This window comes from Spirosoma gilvum (genome assembly GCF_054776815.1).
The window spans coordinates 718,276-736,671 of sequence record NZ_BAAHBH010000001.1 but is presented as its reverse complement, the minus strand read 5'-3'; the positions used below and the strand labels follow the sequence as shown (position 1 = coordinate 736,671).

The 18,396-nt window shown below is 49.8% G+C and carries 14 protein-coding genes; 11 read left to right on the top strand and 3 right to left on the bottom strand.

Annotated elements, in window-relative coordinates:
• Positions 1–224 precede the first annotated feature (224 nt).
• Positions 225–2,609, top strand: coding sequence for a TonB-dependent receptor (locus tag ACYVFD_RS02940; protein WP_461088258.1), 2,385 nt, complete (start codon positions 225–227; stop codon positions 2,607–2,609).
• A 75-nt stretch (positions 2,610–2,684) separates the two neighbouring features.
• Here ACYVFD_RS02940 and murI read toward each other — a convergent pair whose 3' ends face one another.
• Together murI and alaS are read right to left on the bottom strand one after the other, a co-directional pair.
• Entirely contained in the window at positions 2,685–3,518 is an 834-nt protein-coding gene (murI, locus tag ACYVFD_RS02935) for a glutamate racemase (protein ID WP_461088257.1), read from the bottom strand.
• A 98-nt stretch (positions 3,519–3,616) separates the two neighbouring features.
• Positions 3,617–6,277, bottom strand: a complete 2,661-nt coding sequence (gene alaS, locus ACYVFD_RS02930; RefSeq protein WP_461088256.1) for an alanine--tRNA ligase — start codon at positions 6,275–6,277, stop codon at positions 3,617–3,619.
• Between the two features lie 166 nt (positions 6,278–6,443).
• On the opposite strand from alaS, the gene ACYVFD_RS02925 reads away from it, so the two are divergent.
• Positions 6,444–6,779, top strand: coding sequence for a MerR family transcriptional regulator (locus ACYVFD_RS02925; protein WP_461088255.1), 336 nt, complete (start codon positions 6,444–6,446; stop codon positions 6,777–6,779).
• Between the two features lie 145 nt (positions 6,780–6,924).
• Here ACYVFD_RS02925 and ACYVFD_RS02920 read toward each other — a convergent pair whose 3' ends face one another.
• Positions 6,925–7,206 carry a hypothetical protein gene (locus ACYVFD_RS02920; protein ID WP_461088254.1) on the bottom strand — a complete coding sequence of 94 codons (282 nt, stop codon included), beginning with the start codon at positions 7,204–7,206 and terminating at the stop codon, positions 6,925–6,927.
• 122 nt (positions 7,207–7,328) lie between these two features.
• On the opposite strand from ACYVFD_RS02920, the gene dprA reads away from it, so the two are divergent.
• The 9 genes from dprA (at position 7,329) to ACYVFD_RS02875 (ending at position 18,395) form a co-directional block, all read left to right on the top strand.
• A complete protein-coding gene (gene dprA / locus ACYVFD_RS02915) occupies positions 7,329–8,453 on the top strand; it encodes a DNA-processing protein DprA (protein WP_461088253.1) in 1,125 nt (374 codons plus the stop codon).
• A gap of 387 nt (positions 8,454–8,840) precedes the next feature.
• The gene (locus ACYVFD_RS02910) at positions 8,841–9,248 is read left to right on the top strand and encodes a response regulator (protein ID WP_461088252.1); all 408 of its coding nucleotides are present in this window, start codon (positions 8,841–8,843) and stop codon (positions 9,246–9,248) included.
• Positions 9,249–9,276: 28 nt separating this feature from the next.
• Positions 9,277–10,446 (top strand): sugar transferase, encoded by a 1,170-nt coding sequence (locus tag ACYVFD_RS02905; protein ID WP_461088251.1) that lies wholly within the window; start codon positions 9,277–9,279, stop codon positions 10,444–10,446.
• On the top strand, positions 10,425–11,375 hold the full coding sequence (locus ACYVFD_RS02900) for a glycosyltransferase family 2 protein (RefSeq protein WP_461088250.1): 951 nt from the start codon (positions 10,425–10,427) through the stop codon (positions 11,373–11,375). Before ACYVFD_RS02905 ends, ACYVFD_RS02900 begins: the two co-directional genes overlap by 22 nt.
• 13 nt (positions 11,376–11,388) lie before the next feature.
• Entirely contained in the window at positions 11,389–12,582 is a 1,194-nt protein-coding gene (locus tag ACYVFD_RS02895) for a glycosyltransferase family 2 protein (protein ID WP_461088249.1), read from the top strand.
• A 24-nt stretch (positions 12,583–12,606) separates the two neighbouring features.
• Entirely contained in the window at positions 12,607–14,106 is a 1,500-nt protein-coding gene (locus tag ACYVFD_RS02890; RefSeq protein WP_461088248.1) for an O-antigen ligase family protein, read from the top strand.
• Positions 14,093–15,292 (top strand): glycosyltransferase, encoded by a 1,200-nt coding sequence (locus ACYVFD_RS02885; protein WP_461088247.1) that lies wholly within the window; start codon positions 14,093–14,095, stop codon positions 15,290–15,292. The genes ACYVFD_RS02890 and ACYVFD_RS02885 overlap by 14 nt, the downstream gene beginning before the upstream one ends.
• A 55-nt stretch (positions 15,293–15,347) precedes the next feature.
• Positions 15,348–16,175, top strand: coding sequence for a TolC family protein (locus ACYVFD_RS02880; RefSeq protein ID WP_461088246.1), 828 nt, complete (start codon positions 15,348–15,350; stop codon positions 16,173–16,175).
• Positions 16,176–16,178: 3 nt separating this feature from the next.
• Positions 16,179–18,395 (top strand): GumC family protein, encoded by a 2,217-nt coding sequence (locus ACYVFD_RS02875; RefSeq protein WP_461088245.1) that lies wholly within the window; start codon positions 16,179–16,181, stop codon positions 18,393–18,395.
• Position 18,396: the final 1 nt, after the last annotated feature.

Here is an 18,396-nt window from a genome sequence, read left to right as displayed (position 1 = left end):
GTTTAAAATGCACTCTCTTTCTTCCCAATTGATTTACAATAAAAAAATCTGTCTCCTATCTAATTGCCATAATCTGTAGAAAGCACGCTATTGCTGACCACTGATTACCCGCCTATAAACTTCTTTCATACGAAGAGCCTGAAACATGAAATTTTTTGAACGATGTATAGGGGTTAATGCCTTGTCGGCTGTCAGGAGTAGGAATCAACGTACGCTACTCTCACATGCAACTCCTTTCGCAATTCGCACTATTCGCTATTTTTTTGATCTCATTATCACTCCAGGCTCAGCCGTTTACGCAAACCATTCGGGGTACGGTCATCGATCAAAGTCTGCAAACGCCCCTGCCTGGTGCTACGGTGGTTATACTCAACTCATCGCCGGTTAAAGGAACCAGTACGAATGCAGCCGGTGAGTTTAAGCTTACACAAGTCCCTGTTGGTCGGCAAACGCTCCAAATCAGTGTCATCGGCTACAAAAATACGACCCTGCAAAATATCACCGTCGATGCCGGTAAAGAACTGGTACTGAGCATCTCGCTCGAAGAAGCAATTAGCCAGTTATCTGAAGTAACGGTGAAGCCAACCATTGAAAAAGACAAACCGATCAACGAAATGGCAACGGTATCGGCCCGCACGTTTTCGGTGGAAGAAACCCAAAAGTTTGCTGCTGCCGTCAACGATCCCGCCCGGATGGCCACCGCCTATGCCGGGGTTGTTGGGGGCGATGACGGAGGCAATTATATCGTCATTCGGGGGAATGCGCCTAACGGACTGCTGTGGCGCATGGAAGGGGTCGAAATTCCGAACCCGAATCATTTCTCCAGTCTGGGAACGGCAGGCGGAGGCATTTCTATTCTGAGCGCGCAATTACTGGCTAACTCCGATTTTTTGACGGGCGCTTTCCCTGCCGAATACGGCAATGCGCTATCGGGGGTTTTCGATTTGAAGCTACGACGTGGCAACAACACCAAACGGGAATATACCGTGCAGGCCGGTGTGCTTGGCATCGATCTGGCAGCCGAAGGACCAATTGCGAAAGGGTACAACGGCTCGTTTCTGGTAAACTATCGCTACTCAACGCTTGGACTGCTTTCAAAAGCGGGAGTCAATATTGGCACGGGCGAAAATGTCTTTCAGGACCTGTCGTTCAATGTGTATCTGCCCACGAAGAAGATCGGGACATTCACGCTCTTTGGCTTTGGTGGACTGAGTAACAGCAAGGTCAACGCTACAGCCGATTCAAGTAAATGGACAACGAATTATGACCAGTACAATGACGATTTCCGGTCCAATACAGGTGCCGTTGGCGTAACACACAGTCTACCGATTGGCCGTAGAGCCTTACTCAAAACGGTGTTGCTGGCTTCGGGCTATGAAAATCGGGATCGCACAGACCTACTGGACCCTGCAAGGGAATACGCAGCTACGGAACGGGAGAACTACGCCTTCTTAACGCAAAAGCGTATTCTATCGACTACCCTGACGTATAAGCTCAATTCCAGATGTACGTTTCGTACCGGCTTAATTGGCACGCAATTACTCTACGATCTGACCCAAAAATCGTGGGAGCCAGAACAGCAACAAGTGCTGACGCGCGTGCGGGTGAGTGACCAGACCAGTACACTACAGGCGTTTGGGCAGTGGAATTACAGGCTATCGGAGCAACTGACGATCAATGCCGGACTGCATTACCTTCACCTGGCCCTCAATGGCACATCGGCACTGGAACCACGGGGCTCAGTACGCTGGGCGTTCTCACCCGACAGGTCGATCAGCCTGGGGTACGGCCTGCATAGCCAACTGCAAAACCCGGCAACGTACTTCGTGCTCCCAGTCGACCAAACCGCTACTACCGTATCCGCCAACCGAAACTTAGGTTTTACGCGTTCTCATCATTACGTGCTGGCCTACGACCAGCGGCTCAACAGCCATAGTGAGGGCGCTCCCCTTCGTCTGAAAGTTGAAACCTATTACCAGCATCTGTTTAATATTCCGGTAAGTGCCAATCAACGCGACTCTTTTGCGATTATCAATCGTATTGACGGGTCTTCCGACCGGGCGCTGGCGAATACGGGGCATGGCCGAAATTACGGGCTTGAATTAACTCTTGAGCAATTTCTGAATCGATCCGCATCAGGCAACAGTCTATATTTTCTCTTATCGTCGTCGCTCTACAACTCGGAGTATCAGGGTTCCGATGGCGTTTGGCGAAACACCCGATGGAATGGTCATTTCGCCGAAAGTCTGTTAGTAGGTAAAGAATGGGTGTCGGGCTCGAGCGTCTTTGGCCTGAATCTTAAACTAAGTTACTACGGCGGCTACCGAGACACACCAATCGATGTAGCGGAGTCAAAACGGTTAGGCGAGACAGTTTACATAGATAATCAGTCGTTTACTGAACAGTTGCCCGCTTACTTCCGGCCCGACGTTCGGCTGAGCTGGAAGAAAAACAGACCCCGCTCAACTCGTACACTCTCCCTCGATTTGCAGAATGCCATCAACCGGCAGAACGTTTATAACCACTATTTCGATCCGGCGAGTGGTACCGTTAAATCCTACTATGCTACCGGCCTGATACCCGTATTGAGCTATCGCGTGGTGTTTTAAGTAAGGCGGACATCTTGTCCGCATAGTCATAGGCTAGGTTCTAGTTTCGACTATGCGGACAAGATGTCCGCCTTTCTAGAGTGCCAGATGCAATGACCGTACCAGTTCGCCATAAAAGACGGTAGCCTGTCGGTCGAAGTCTTCGGTGGAGTCGGTTGTCAAAAAAGTACGTAGGCCATGTTTACTGCATTTCGTTTCGATTTCAGGATGTCGTACCAGATAATCCGCCAGACTTTCGGCCACGATGCCCCCCTGACTGAGGATCGTTGTCCCAACAGGTGCATACTGCCGGATTTTTTCCAGCAACAGCGGATAATGCGTACAGGCCAACAGGATCGTGTCAATTCCAGATGACTGACCCATTAGCCGCTCAATGTGCTGTTTGACAAAATAATCGGCTCCGGCATGATCGTATTCGCCGTTTTCGACCAGTGGCACCCACATCGGGCAGGCCTCCTGATAGACATTTAGTTCTGGAAAGAATTTCTCAATTTCAACCACATACGATTCTGAGGTGACCGTTCCACGCGTGGCCAGAATCCCGACGTTTCCTGTTTTTGAGTAATTACCAATTACTTCGGTAGTTGGTCGAATCACACCCAGCACCCGCCTATCGGAACCATCTAGTCCGGGCGCTAATGTCGGCAAATCGAGTTGCTGGATATTCCGTAAGGCTTTAGCCGACGCGGTATTACAGGCCAGTATGACCAATCGGCAACCTTGGCCGAACAGATGCCGAACGCACTCTAAAGTATAGTGGTAAACGGTTTCGAACGAGCGCGTACCGTAAGGCGTGCGGGCGTTATCACCCAGGTATACGTAGTCGTACTGTGGAAGCTTTTTAACGATTTCGCGTAATATAGTCAGGCCACCGTAGCCCGAATCAAATACACCAATAGGTTGATTCATTGAAAAAGTCATGTACGGTCAGAAATGGTCAGGCGTTGTCAGGTATCGTCTTTTCAAAACGAACAACACCTGACAACGCCTGACAACTTTTGACAAAATTATCCCAGCAATTCTTTACCCTGCGCCAGCGCGGCATCCAGGCCAGACAGATCAGAACCACCCGCCGTCGCGAAAAAGGGTTGTCCACCGCCACCGCCTTTGATGTTTCTGGCCAGTTCTTTCACAACTTGCCCTGCATTCAGGTTTTTACCTTGAATCAGCGAATCGGGCAGCATCACCGCCAGTTGGGGTTTACCGTTAATGTCAGCGCCAAGCACAACCGCCAGATTATCAACTTTAGCTTTCAGATCGTAAGCCAGTTGTTTCAGCGCATCAGCCGAAGGCACGTCAACTTTCTCAACTAATCGCGAATGCCCATTAACCGTTTCAACTTTCTCAAGAAGTTGGTTTTTCAACTGCTGAACTTTCTCATTCTGTAAGGCTTCGACCTGTTTTTGCAACGCGCTGCGTTCTTCGAGCAAGGTCTGTACGGCTTTCACTACGTCTTTCGGTGCTTTGAGCAGTTCTTTCAGTTCTGTCACAACAGCCATCTGCTCATTAATCAGCGCTTCAGCCCCGGCCGAGGTTTTAGCCTCTACCCGACGAACGCCCGTCGATACAGAACCTTCGCCCGTGAACTTAAACAGACCGATATGTCCCGTTGCCGGTACGTGCGTGCCGCCACAGAGTTCAACCGAATAACTCGGATCGAACGTAATGACCCGAACAAAATCGCCATATTTCTCACCAAACAGGGCTGTAGCGCCGAGTGCTTTTGCCTGTTCGATGGGTACATTCCGTTTTTCGTCAAGCTTAATGTCTTCCCGGATTTTTTCGTTTACAATTCGCTCTACTTCGGCCAGTTGCTCATCGGTCACTTTGCTGAAGTGCGAGAAGTCGAAGCGCAGGGCATCGGGGCCAACATACGAGCCTTTCTGTGCGACGTGCGTACCCAGCACTTCCCGAAGGGCCGAGTGCAGCAGGTGTGTAGCCGAGTGGTTGCTGGCAATAAGTCCCCGACGCGAAGTATTGATCACGGCATAGACCGTATCGGCTTCGGTCAGTAAGTCGTCAATACCCTCCACGTTCTGGATAATATGAATCACCAGGTCATTCTCTTTCTTCGTGTCGAGTACCGTCAGCATGCCGATCTGATCTGATTCCTTGAACAGTTCGAGTACGCCGGTATCGCCAATCTGACCACCCGATTCGGCATAGAAGGGTGTCTTATCCAGCACCACCTGCACCTGTGTTCCCTGCTTGTTCTGAATCTTCCGGTACTTCACAATCTGGGCATACGCATCGGGTTGATCGTATCCCAAAAACTCGACTTTATTGTCCAGTTCGGCCAGTTCAATCCAGTCGCCAGCCGACGAGGCAGCATCTTTCCGGGACCGGACTTTCTGCTCCTGAAGCGCTTTCTGAAAACCGGCTTCGTCGATCGAAAGTCCTTTTTCGCGGGCAATCAGGGCCGTTAAATCGGCCGGAAAACCGAAGGTATCGTTCAGTTCAAAAACTGTTTCACCAGGGATTTCTTTCTTACCATCGGTAGTAAGTTGACCGATGATCTGATCCAGACGACCAAGTCCGGTTCCCAGCGTCCGCAGGAACGCAATCTCCTCTTCCCGAATCACCGTCGCGACAAAATCGCGCTGGGCGTTAAGTTCAGGGAATACGTCGGCAAACTGCATAGCCAGCGTTGGCACGAGTTTGGTCATGAACGGCTCGGTCAGATTCAGGTACGAATACCCATACCGAATAGCCCGGCGAAGAATTCGACGGATTACGTAACCCGCTTTGGCATTCGACGGTACCAGTCCATCGGCAATGGCAAACGACACGGCCCGGATATGGTCGGATATGACGCGCATCGCAACGTCGGTCATGCTCGTACCAGCTTCGTATTTTTTACCCGACAGTTCTTCGATTACATGAATCGTCCCCGAAAAAACATCGGTATCGTAGTTCGACTTTTTGGCCTGAATCGCCATACAAAGCCGCTCAAAGCCCATCCCCGTATCGACATGGCGGGCAGGCAGCGGCTCCAGCGATCCATCCGCCTTACGGTTGAACTGCATGAACACCAGGTTCCAGATTTCAACAACCTGTGGGTGATCGGCGTTGACAAGCTCTTTACCGGGTTTTTCGGCTACTTCTTCGGGCGAGCGAAGGTCAACGTGAATTTCCGAACAGGGGCCACAGGGACCCGTATCGCCCATTTCCCAGAAGTTATCCTTCTTATTCCCGTAAATAATCCGGTCTTCGCCAACGATGGGTTTCCAGAGATCGAACGCTTCCTGATCAAAGGGTACATTATCCTTCTGATCACCCTGAAATACCGATACATACAACCGATCTTTCGGCAGTTTATAAACCTCGGTCAGCAGTTCCCACGCCCATTCAATCGCTTCTTTTTTGAAATAATCCCCAAACGACCAGTTGCCCAGCATCTCGAACATGGTGTGGTGATAGGTATCGAACCCTACATCTTCAAGGTCGTTGTGCTTACCCGACACGCGCAGGCATTTCTGCGTATCGGCCACCCGCTTCGATGGGGGCGTACCATTGCCGAGGAAAAAATCTTTAAACTGCGCCATACCCGAGTTGTTGAACATCAGCGTCGGGTCGTTTTTGGCAACGAGCGGAGCTGAAGAGACAATCAGGTGGCCTTTGGAATGGAAGAAATCGAGAAAATGCCGACGTATTTCGTGGGAAGTCATCTTTATAGTTAATGTATTTAGGAGTGAGGAGCGAGGAGTGAGGAGCCATCCGGTGAATAAGAAAAGACCGGATGGCTCCTCACTCCTCGCTCCTCACTCCCAACTTCTTTTTGCAAAAATACGCCAAATCGTTGCAGGTTTGACGGAACGTCAGCAAGTTTGTCGAATGGAAGGTTCTGGTAAGCTTTATTACGGCATAAAAGAGGTGGCCGAGCTATTCGGCATTAATGCCTCCAAGCTACGCTATTACGAAAAGGAATTCCCCACCCTACAACCGAAGAAGAATCGCTCCGGCGACCGAGTATATACCCAGGCCGACATCAATCACCTGACAGAAATTCTGGATCTGATCAACAATCAGAAGTATACGCTACCGGGTGCTCGCGAATTTCTGAAAGAACGCGAAAGTCGCAAACAGGAAAATGCCCGCTATGTTGCCAAGTTGAAAAAGCTAAAATCGTTTCTGGAAAAACTCCGGGATGGTCTGGAGAGCGTGGAGTAGCTATTATTTCATATCCTTACCTGTTCTTCGCAGTTGTTCTGACCAGTTACGCATACGTTCTTCGTAGCTAACTGATCTTCCTTTATCAGGATTAGCCAATAGCCACTCAACAAAGTCTTTCGGGGTTGGAAAACGTTTCTTAAAATTAACGAAAGAAGTATCGGTTGAAGATTTCTTGCTCATACGATAAATAAACCTGAGTGAGTCGTACTGTATCATCGCCTACTAACTCAAAAGTAAACGAAATAAACTTGTTTTTCGATGTGTAGCCAATTACATATCCAAACCTATCCGTTGACATAAAATCATCATATCGGCTTTTCAGATCATAAAATAACTGCTGAATCTCCTCCGTCGTAATGCATTGACTGGCCAGCTCGTCCAGATTCAGAAATGAGTAATCAAAATGAAATCTAGGAATATCCATCTACGATAAGCAGTCAAACTTTTAATCAACCAGTACAGCCAATTAGATGCATTATAAGTAGACAGGTATCGGAATAATCTTTAAAAAAGCGGATGTTTGTGGCTAAACATTCCAATAATTCTGTGCCCACCGATACACAATACCAGATTGCTCTTTCCCTTGTCCCCGGCGTTGGCAGCATTCTCATTCGTCAACTGATTAGCTACTGTGGTTCAGCCAGCGAGGTTTTTCAGGCCCCGATGGCGCGTCTGCTCAAAATTCCGGGTATCGGTGATGTAACCGCCCGGGCAATTCGAAAACCCGATGCACTCACCGAAGCCGAACAGATCATGAAACGGCTGGAGAAAATCGGCTCATCAGCACTCTTTTACACCGATAAAGCCTATCCAGCCCGGCTGAAAACGCTTTACGACGCCCCTGCTCTGCTGTATGTTCAGGGATCAGGCAATCTGAATCCCGCACGAACCATTGGCCTGGTTGGCACACGTCAGGCTACTGACTACGGTCGACGAATTACGAACGACATGCTCGAAGCCCTCACGCCCTATGGGGTCAATGTGATCAGCGGTCTGGCGTATGGAATCGATATAGCGGCCCATCGTGCCAGTTTAGTAAACAACCTACCCACCTTTGGCGTAATGGCCAGCGGCATCGACATCATTTATCCGAATGTGCATCAGAAAACGGCCCAGGAAATGCTCATACAGGGTGGTTTGCTTACCGAGAGCCCACCGGGTACCAAGCCTGATGCTCATTTATTTCCAGCCCGAAACCGAATCATAGCCGGGTTAAGCGATGTGGTGGTGGTGGTTGAAGCAGCCGCCAAAGGAGGGGCGTTAATCACCGCCGAATATGCCAATAATTACCACCGCGACGTATTTGCTGTACCGGGGCAGTTGAACCAGGCTTTTTCGGCCGGTTGTAACAAGCTGATCCGGGAAAATAAAGCGCAGATTTATACGAACCCGAAAGATCTGATTGAAGCGCTCAACTGGGATCAGCCGCAAGCCCAGCCCACCGGACTGCCTATGGCCAAGCCGACGTCGGCCGAAATACCGCTGGATATTACTGATGACGAAAGTCAGATTCTTGCCCTCCTTCGCCAATCACAGGCTATGCACGTGGACGATCTAAGCTGGAAAAGTCAGATCCCGATGGGTCGATTGGCATCCCTTCTTCTCAATCTGGAATTTAGAGGTTTTGTGCGGTCGTTGCCCGGCAAGAAGTACGCCATCGTATATGTATAAATTTCATTTACACTATACCACGCCCTCTTCATAAACCAAATTCATCGTATCTCGTCAGCATGAAGAGCGAAACCCTTTCATAACCAAGGGCATCCGCATTATCAGTTCCAATAAATACACTATTTATCAAGTGAATAAAACTAATATATATATTTTGTCGATAAAATTCAATAATTGACAACTTATATACCACCTGATTATCGTATTTGCATACAATCATAGTTGACATTACCTACCGTAAAATTAATTTATTGTAATTTCTGTCAAAAAACAGAAAGCTTAAGCCACCTTTTTGTTTACTATATCAGCATTTCATAACCATAATACCTAACTTTACAATTCAAAAAATCTTACTGTAATAGACCTACTGAGTAAATTTGTGCTTATATGAAAAAACTATACAATGTATTAGTGATTGAAGATGATTCCTTTATTCGTAAGGTGTTACGACAAACATTGAAAGATGATTTCGACGTAACAACAAAAGAAAACGGGATGGAAGGGATGGCATGGCTGGAGGAAGGCAACCCCGTCGATATAATTCTATCGGATATACAAATGCCCCATATGGACGGTAAAAACCTAATCGGCATGCTTAGGGCCAGTCCTGTTTTTAAAAAATTACCCATCATTATTTTATCAACCTACGCCGATAGCGACACGCGTATTGCCTGCCTGAAAATGGGCGCTGATGATTATATCATCAAACCGTTCAACCCAATGGAGGTAAAAACCAAGATTGCGACTGTATTACGCCGGATGGAAGCCAGCGTTGGCCAGCCTGATGCCGATTGATAAGCGTTCTTTTGTTTAACAACATATCATGAAGGCTGTGAGCGAAAGTATTCAATCCTTTCGGGTGCTCTTTGTTGACAACGACGATCGACGTATCAAATCGTTTCAGCGAGCATTCCCCTCGCCCATTGACGTTATCGGTGTGGCTGATAGCTGGGCGGCAATTTCGTATCTGGATGATAACGAAGTTGTTGATCTGATTCTTTATACTGACGATACGAATACCCGTGGCTTTATGAACGCCTATAAGGCGAAACAGAGCCGCACCAAAATACCTATTATTTTACTGACCGATCAGGAGCAGGTTGATCTGACAGCCGCGCCGTATCATGGTTTTATCATTGATGCTTTTCCGATTAACTACTCGGAGGCTGCTCTTAAAATCCGTATAAACTACCTGATCCAAAAGCGGGATTACCAGCGAAGCGGCCGGGTCGTTCATAAGCCCGTATCGGTTCGAATGCCCGTGGGCAAACGGATCTTCGATATTGTTCTGTCCTTTGCGATCCTGACCATGATCTCTCCACTGCTGCTTATCGTCGCAGTGTTGGTTAAACTCGACTCCCGAGGGCCTGTTTTCTACAGTTCCAAACGAGTCGGCATGGGGTTCAAGATTTTCGACATGTACAAGTTCCGCACGATGAGTACTGGTGCCGACAAACTGCTGGCGGGTATGTCGTCGCAGAATATGTACAATAAGGTGGTGGATGAAAAACCGGAGGATGAACTATGCGACGACTGTAAGCTAGCCAATGTTCCCTGTCAGCGGCCACTTTATCTGGATCAGAAGCAAATCTGCGAACACCAGTATCATCGCGAACAGAAAGCGAAAGCCATGTTCAGCAAGTTTAAGGAAGATCCCCGGGTGACACGTCTGGGCAAAATCCTACGGAACACCAGTATCGACGAACTACCGCAATTATTCAATATCCTTAAGGGTGATATGTCTTTTGTCGGCAATCGGCCGCTTCCATTATATGAAGCCGAAAAGTTGACAAACATTGGCTACGCCCGTCGGTTTGCCGCTCCGGCTGGTTTGACCGGTTTATGGCAGGTCACAAAACGGGGAAAATCGAAAGTATCGGATCTGGAGCGTATCCAGCTGGATGTACTGTATGCCAAACGGTACTCCTTACGGACGGACTTGATTATTTTGCTGAGAACATTAAAAGCGGTATGGCAGAAGGAGAATGTGTAGACAGGAAGCCGTTGATTTCGCTGATTACCGTCAATTACAAGCAGGCGGTAGTAACCTGTGATCTGCTGGAATCGACCCGGGCGCTGACCTATCCGCGCTACGAAATTATTGTCGTCAACAACGGATCGAAAGACGACCTTGCCGAACGAATTGCGCAGGGAAACTACCCGCACGTAACGTACATCGATAGCCCCGAAAATCTGGGATTTTCGGGGGGTAATAACCTGGGAATCCGGCACGCCAAAGGCGACTATTACTTTCTGCTCAACAACGATACCATTGTCACGCCCGATTTGCTCGAACAGCTATTGGCTCCTTTTGCCGATCATCCGGCTGTCGGAGTTGTCTGCCCCAAGATTCGCTATTACGACCAGCCCAATGTGATCCAGTATGCTGGCTATCACCCACTTAATCAATATACCGGTCGAACCTGGGCCATTGGTCTAATGGAACCCGATAAGGGGCAGTACGATAATCCTGGAGCTACCTGGTTTGCTCATGGGGCCGCTATGCTCGTCAGTAAGGCTGTTCTTGAGCGGGCGGGTTCTCTCGATGACAGCTTCTTTCTGTATTACGAAGAGCTGGATTGGTCGGCACGCATTCGCCGGGCCGGATTTGAAATCTATTACCAGCCCAAGGCGCTGATCTATCATCGCGAATCGATGAGTGTTGGCAAAATGAACCCAATGAAGGTGTACTACCATACCCGTAATCGGTTGTGGTTCATGCGCCGGAACGTCGATGGGTTTCCCCTGCTGGTTTTTTACCTATATTTTTTTTTCATTGCTCTCCCAAAGGCCCTAACCCAATACATAGTACGATGGCAACCCGACTACCTCAAAGCGGTAAAGGATGCTATCATCTGGAATTTTATGCATACCCCAAAACTGACGACACCCCAACCAGTACCGGCTGTTGTTACGGGCTAACGATACCACACATATGGAAGCACTACTATTAATCTGTATCGGGCTTGTGGTCTATACATACCTGGGTTATGGACTGCTGGTATGGTTCTTGATCCGGCTTCGCCCTCGCCGACCTGCCGTTCCTGACATCTCGGACGATTTTATGCCCGAAGTAACGCTCATTGTACCGGCTTATAATGAACTCGACTGCCTGCCTGCCAAGGTGGCCAACTCGCTGGGCCAATCGTACCCGCGCGAACGAATTCACTTCCTGTTCGTTACGGAAGGCTCGACCGACGGGTCGGATGATTACCTGCGCACAAACTATGGCGATGCGGTTGACATTCTGGGAGGTACCGAACGGCGTGGTAAAGTAGCGGCTATGAACATGGCTATGCAACAGGTGAAAACGCCCATTGTGATTTTTACCGATGCCAATACGCAGTTGAATCTTGACGCAGTTCGGAACATTGTCCGGCACTTTCGCGATCCGAAGGTTGGCGCGGTAGCCGGAGAAAAACGAATACAAACGGCCGACAACGAATCGGCTGCGGGTTCGGGCGAAGGAATCTACTGGAAATACGAATCGCAGTTGAAACGCTGGGATGCTGAACTCCAGACAATTGTTGGGGCGGCTGGTGAGCTATTTGCCGTCCGAACGGAGCTGTATGAGCCCGTATCGCCCAATACTATTCTGGACGATTTCATGATTTCGCTGCTCATCGCAGGAAACGGATACCGGGTGGCCTACGAACCCGACGCCTATGCTCTCGAACGGCCATCGTTTTCGATCATCGACGAACAGAAACGCAAAGTCCGTATTGCAGCCGGTGGTTTTCAGTCGATTGTATGGCTCAAGCACCTGCTCAATCCGTTTCGGTACGGTGTGCTCACCTTCGAGTATGTATCACACCGGGTGATGCGCTGGGCAGTAACACCATTGTGCTTACCCCTGATCGTTCTGCTAAACGCCGGATTGGTCATACGAGATGGCTGGAATTCGGGTTGGGGATGGCTGATGATCGGGCAAATTTTATTTTATGGCGCAGCTTGGTTAGGCTATACGTTGGAAAAACGACAAATACGCTTGAAGGCAGCTTTCGTTCCCTTCTATTTTACGTTTATGAATATCTGTGCACTTGCAGGTTTGGTTCGCTATTTGCGGGGGAATCAATCAGGAACCTGGGAGAAAGTACGGCGTGCCAATGCAGTCGACGCACTCACCTAACTAACCTGACAGTCGTTCTTCATTATGGCACAATCGGCATTTTCACTGAACAGTCCTACATCTGGCCAGTACTGGTTATATGGTCTCCTGGGAGGCCTATACTCGTTTATGGTAGGGTATCTGATCAGTAAAATGGGGCCGGTTGGAGGAGCAATGGCCATAATAGGTCCGCTGGCCCTACTGGTTGTGATTCTGGTTCTCAAAGAGCCGCGCGTTGGCCTGTTAATTTACCTGCACCTTAGCTTTCTGGTCGGTTGGGCCCGGTTTATTTCGGTTTCGTTTCCCATCGGGCTACTGATCGATGGCATGTTAGCCCTTACGCTACTGAGTCTCTTTGTGAATGGCCATCGGTTAGAATGGCGTCGATTATTGAGTCCTACATTTGCGCTGATTGCCATCTGGTTTACGTATACAGTCATCGAACTGCTTAATCCTGAAGCGCCTTATCGGCCTGCCTGGTTTTTCCATGTACGGGCTTTTTCGATGCACTGGTTTATGGCCGCCATTATTGTACTGGTGGTTCCCATTAGCCGACGCGACATTCGTATACTGATCTATTCGTGGCTGGGCTGGTCATTTTTTGCGGCCTTATGGGCGTTTAAGCAGCAATACATTGGGCTGGAACCGGCCGAGGTTTACTGGCTCAGCCAGGGTAACAACGGAGTTACACATATCCTATTTGGACAACTTAGAAGTTTTTCGTTTTATTCCGATGCAGCTCAATTTGGGGCCGAGATGGCCGGGGCTACACTGATCACGGTGATTTACAGCTTTGAAGAAAAAAAGCTGACGCATAAAGTCTTTTTGGTTGTACTGGCACTGGTGTACTTCTGGGGCTATGCTGTTTCGGGCACGCGTAGTGCCCTGTTTGTGATGCTGGCTGGTTTTCCGTTTTACCTACTACTCAAACGGGATTTTACAAAACTTATCATTGGCGTGATACTGGCCGTTCCGCTGGTTCTGCTGCTTATGTACACCAGCGTCGGGAGTTCGAACTACCAGGTACAACGGATGCGTTCGGCCCTGACGCCCATGAACGATCCTTCGTTTCTCCTGCGGCTGCAAAACCAGGAGAAACTCAAGCGTATTCTGGCCGACTACCCGTTCGGAGCCGGTATTGGCACCTCAACGGATATGGGGGCGCGGTTTTCGCCCTGGCACTGGGCGGCCCAGACTCCTCCCGACAGTTGGTACGTAGAACTCTGGATTGAAACAGGTCGGGTTGGCGTCACGCTATATATCCTGATGCTCATTGGCTTAGCCGCAATTGGCGTCTACCGGGTCTGGCAACTAAAAGACCCCTGGCTGGTGAAGGTGATGTATGCGTTTCTGGCTGAGTTTGTCGGGATCGCCGTCATGAGCTATTCCAACCCGGTTCTTGGCCAGTTTCCCACCGACAGTTTTATTTTCATGACAACCATCCTGATCACCACCTGCAACCGGTGGGATACCCCACAGCCTGCCCCTCACCCGGATGCTGTCCTGTACTCAAACCCCACGCCCGATATCTATGAAACAGTTTGATAGCATCATCTGCATTTCTCAAACTTCCTGGAAGGGCGATTTCCAGAAAGCCGTTGTTCAGCTTATGACTGAGCTATCGGCCCGGCATCGGGTGCTTTTTGTCGACTATCTCTATACCGTCAAAGACCTGGTCACAGGCCGAAAGGAAGCCTCGACACAAGAGCTGTTGTTCGGAAATCCACTGAACAAAATTGATAATCACGGCGGGGAGGATCTGTATGTATGGTCACCCCCGATTATTCTTCCCATCAACTGGATGAGCGATACCACGCACGACATGTTTCTGCGCTGGAATGTCAATCGGCTGGTAGGCCAGTTACAGACGGTCCTGAAGAAACTGGATATGCATCGGCCTCTGGTGATCAACGCCTATAATCCGGTGTTTGGCTTACCCATGCTGGGCAAACTCAACGAATGTGCCACCCTATACTACTGTTTCGACGAAATATCGGCGGCTGGAGAGTGGATGAGTCGGCACGGTATGCGCTTTGAAGAAGCGTATCTTCGGCGGGTCGATGCGGTAGTTACTACGTCTGAAACGCTGCGTCAGGATAAGGCTACGGTGCAACCACATACGTACTGCGTGAAAAATGGGGCCAATTTTGACCTGTTCAATCAGGCCAGGCTCCTGGCCCAACAACAGCCCCCCTCAACGCCAACCGTCGGTTACCTGGGCTCGGCCGATAACCGGATCAATATCGATATCATGGAATACTGCGCCCGCACCATGCCGGATGTAGAATTTCAATTTATTGGTGAAGTTCATGAACCGCTGCTCCCCCAGCGACTGAGCCAGTACCCAAACGTGAAATTTATTCCACCTCACCAACCTACTGAGTTGCCACCCTTACTGGCTAAATTGAGTGTGGGCATTATACCCTTTGTGCGCAATCGGCATACATACACCATTTATCCACTGAAAATCAACGAATATTTAGCCGCTGGACTACCCGTTGTATCGACGACATTCTCGATTCTGGACGATTTCGACGGCGTTATCGAACTGGCCGATACCCCCGAACAGTTTGCCGAAGCGATTCGCCGGGCACTGGCCGACACCGGTTCTCAGCGGGTTGAGCAACGTGTCAAGATGGCTCAGCGCAACTCATGGACCGAACGAGCCCGCGAATTTGAAACCGTCATTCAGCAGATGCCCAAAGCCTGGCGACAAACTCAACCTGCCTAATCATTCTATCAACGTTTATCCAATGATCAATGACTTTTCCAGGACTCTCACACCAATGAAGCGGCATATGATTAACCGACTAAGACAACTTACCCCCCCACTGGCGGGTGTACTGACGTTGTGCATGACGGTCAACGTTAGTGGCTATGGTCAGGGAGTCTCTCCTCAACAAACCACTGGTACACAGTCCACCACCGCCCCGTCTGCCGCCGTTACGGCCGATAGTATGGTGTTCGATTTCAATCAGGACATTGCCGTCCAGTTGATTTCGTTTGAGGAGATGTTTAAGCTAGCGCTGGCCTATTCGCCAACCGTCAAATTCGAAAATGCGATAGCGGCCGGATCGCAGGCCTCCTACAACCTGTCGAAGGTGCAGATTCTGCAAAATGTTACCGCCTACGCCAACTATTCATCGGGTAACCAGGCCATTCTATCGACGGGCACGAATGCCAATGATCAGCTCGCACAGATCTCGAACGGGTATCGGTATGGCGCCAACCTGACGTTTAGCATTCATGATCTCTTCGGCCGCTCACAACAGGTTCGACTGGCTAAATCGAATTACGATGCCTCCATGGAGCGCCGACGACTGTCGGAGATCCAGTTACGACGCGACCTGTTTAATCTGTATCAGGACCTGTTGCTGGCCCAGAAAATTCTTCAGATTCGTTTGCGCGACGATCAGGCATCGCTGGCCGCTTTCCGAATCGCCGAGGTAGAGCTGCAAAAGGGGAAAATCGCTCCCGAAGCGCATGCCTTCAACAGTAACCGATATGCCGAAACCCGAACCACCGTCGAACAGGCCAAGACCGGATTCATTAAAGCTATTTATGCACTCGAACTCTTTGTTGGTGTGCCAATTCGTCAACTGAAACGTATCTGACCTATGACTTTTCAGGAACTTGGGCGGCTTTTGAAGCAGCATCTTATCTGGTTTATCGTGTTTCCCTGCCTGGGAGCCGGTGCCGTTTTTTATTTCATGCGTAACGAGGTCAAAACCTACAAGACCAAGGCAACGCTCTATACCGGTTTTACATCGGGTTATCGACTAAATTCAGCCAAAGAAGGCTTTCAGGTCGATTATTCGGGAATCAGCAATGCGTTCGACAACGTACTGACCACGCTTAATTCCAACCAGACGCTGTATCAAATTGGTCTCCGGCTACTCAGTCAGCACCTGTACCTGACCAAACCAACGGACCGTCAGCTTTCAGCAACCAGTTTTCAGAAGCTTCAGCAAGCTATTCCAGCCAGCTTAAAGCAGACGCTGACGAAAACGGGAAATCAGGACTCGACTCGTAACCAGCTTGACCGGCTGGCCCAAAGTTCGACCGATAACCCTGTTCGGGCTTTGCTCGCCAAAACGGGTAGTGACTATTCGGCCGAGACCATTGGCAAGAAGCTCAAAGCATCGCGCCGGGCTGCCAGTGACATGCTGGATATGGAGTATGAAGCCGATGATCCGGCTATAGCTCAGCAAACCCTCGATCTGGCCGTTGCCGAACTCAACGAACGGTACACCAACCTAAAGCGGGGCGAAACGGCTCCCGTTCTGAGCTATTACGAAGCCAATACCAAAGCCGCCAAACAACGGCTCGACCAGGCCGAGTCTAAACTACGAGCGTTCAACGTCGCCCACAATGTCCTCAATTTTGAAGATGAATTAAAAACTCGCTCGACCACCCGGGAAGCGCTGGTTGATGAATACAACAAAGAGGTGATGTTGTCGAGAGCGGCCAAAGCAGCTATGGACGCGCTGAACCAACGCATGTCGGGAGGAGGTAATCTATTGAAGATCAACACTGAACTCACGGATAAGCAAGCAGAGCTGACCGCTGCCGAAGCCCAGTTGATCAACGCCCGGACGAACGGCCAGCCTCAGTCTGTATTGGATAAACACCAGGCGAAGATCACCCAGCTCTCGGCCGAACTAAAGCAGATTGCCCAGAATTACTTTGCCGCTGACAATACTTCGGAATCGATTCCTAAGCTGAAGCTGATCAATGAATGGCTCGACAAGGTACTCGAATACGAGGGGGCTGCTGCCCGAACGGACATTGTCAAAAAACGACTGGACGAATACCAGGCTGAATCGGCGGCATTCCCTCCCCTGGAATCGGAGCAACGACAACTGACCCGCGATCTGGATGTGGCCGAAAAGGAATACCTCGGGATGGTTCAATCGCTGAACGAAGCCCAGACCCACAGCCAGGATATTACCCTCAAAGGTGCGCTGTCGGTACTTGATCCACCCGTATTTCCAATGGCTCCGCAGGCTCCAAAACGGCTGCTCTTTATGGCCATTGGTGCCGGTGCAGGCCTGATCATTGCCTTACTGCTGGCAGCCTTCCGCACCTGGGCCGACAAGCGGGTCAATTCGCTGCTGCAGGCCGAACAGCGCATTGGCAGTCCGATCATTGCGTTGTTCCCGACGGTCAAAAAATTTGCGCTCAATTCGAAAGCCAGCCGGGCAGCTACCAGTATGTTCGAGCAGTTGGCGAATGCCATCAACATTACCATCGAACAGCGAAGTAACCCCTCCTACCCGCCCATCATTACCCTGTTCAGTACACGGAGTAAGCAGGGGAAAACCTGGTTTGCCCACGGGCTGGCCCGTATCTATGCCGAATCGGGCGAACAGGTGGCCTACTACTATCCGCAGCTTACCAATACGGATCAAAAGTTTGAGCAGGATGGTATTCATTTCTTTCCGTATGAGCTGCACCCTAATTTCATGAACATCAGGGAGCCGGAAGACTTGCTGACGGGCGAGGATGCCATGATTGTAACGCGGTTTGATAAGGTCATTCTGGAACTTCCCCCGCTGGTCAGTAGCTCTATTCCGCTGCACCTGGTTAGCAAGAGTGCCGTTTCGCTTATGATTCTGACAATCCATACGCTTTGGGGACGCCGGGACAAGCAATTGTACGCCCTCTATCTGAAAGCGGCCCGACAACCCGTATTGGTGGCGCTAAACAAAGTGGCAGAAAGTAACCTGGATGCACCAAGCCTCAACGACATTAAACAAGGTTTACCGCGTACCCAAAACGGTCCGGGCATACCGGGGCAATCGTCTAAAAACCCAAAGCTTCTTAACCAGTAGT

Coding starts and splice junctions, on each gene's coding strand:
- ACYVFD_RS02940 (WP_461088258.1), top strand. CDS start 225: ATGCAACTCCTTTCGCAATTCGCACTATTCGCTATTTTTTTGATCTCA.
- murI (WP_461088257.1), bottom strand. CDS start 3,518: ATGAATCAACCTATTGGTGTATTTGATTCGGGCTACGGTGGCCTGACT.
- alaS (WP_461088256.1), bottom strand. CDS start 6,277: ATGACTTCCCACGAAATACGTCGGCATTTTCTCGATTTCTTCCATTCC.
- ACYVFD_RS02925 (WP_461088255.1), top strand. CDS start 6,444: ATGGAAGGTTCTGGTAAGCTTTATTACGGCATAAAAGAGGTGGCCGAG.
- ACYVFD_RS02920 (WP_461088254.1), bottom strand. CDS start 7,206: ATGGATATTCCTAGATTTCATTTTGATTACTCATTTCTGAATCTGGAC.
- ACYVFD_RS02910 (WP_461088252.1), top strand. CDS start 8,841: ATGAAAAAACTATACAATGTATTAGTGATTGAAGATGATTCCTTTATT.
- ACYVFD_RS02905 (WP_461088251.1), top strand. CDS start 9,277: ATGAAGGCTGTGAGCGAAAGTATTCAATCCTTTCGGGTGCTCTTTGTT.
- ACYVFD_RS02900 (WP_461088250.1), top strand. CDS start 10,425: ATGGCAGAAGGAGAATGTGTAGACAGGAAGCCGTTGATTTCGCTGATT.
- ACYVFD_RS02895 (WP_461088249.1), top strand. CDS start 11,389: ATGGAAGCACTACTATTAATCTGTATCGGGCTTGTGGTCTATACATAC.
- ACYVFD_RS02890 (WP_461088248.1), top strand. CDS start 12,607: ATGGCACAATCGGCATTTTCACTGAACAGTCCTACATCTGGCCAGTAC.
- ACYVFD_RS02885 (WP_461088247.1), top strand. CDS start 14,093: ATGAAACAGTTTGATAGCATCATCTGCATTTCTCAAACTTCCTGGAAG.
- ACYVFD_RS02880 (WP_461088246.1), top strand. CDS start 15,348: ATGAAGCGGCATATGATTAACCGACTAAGACAACTTACCCCCCCACTG.
- ACYVFD_RS02875 (WP_461088245.1), top strand. CDS start 16,179: ATGACTTTTCAGGAACTTGGGCGGCTTTTGAAGCAGCATCTTATCTGG.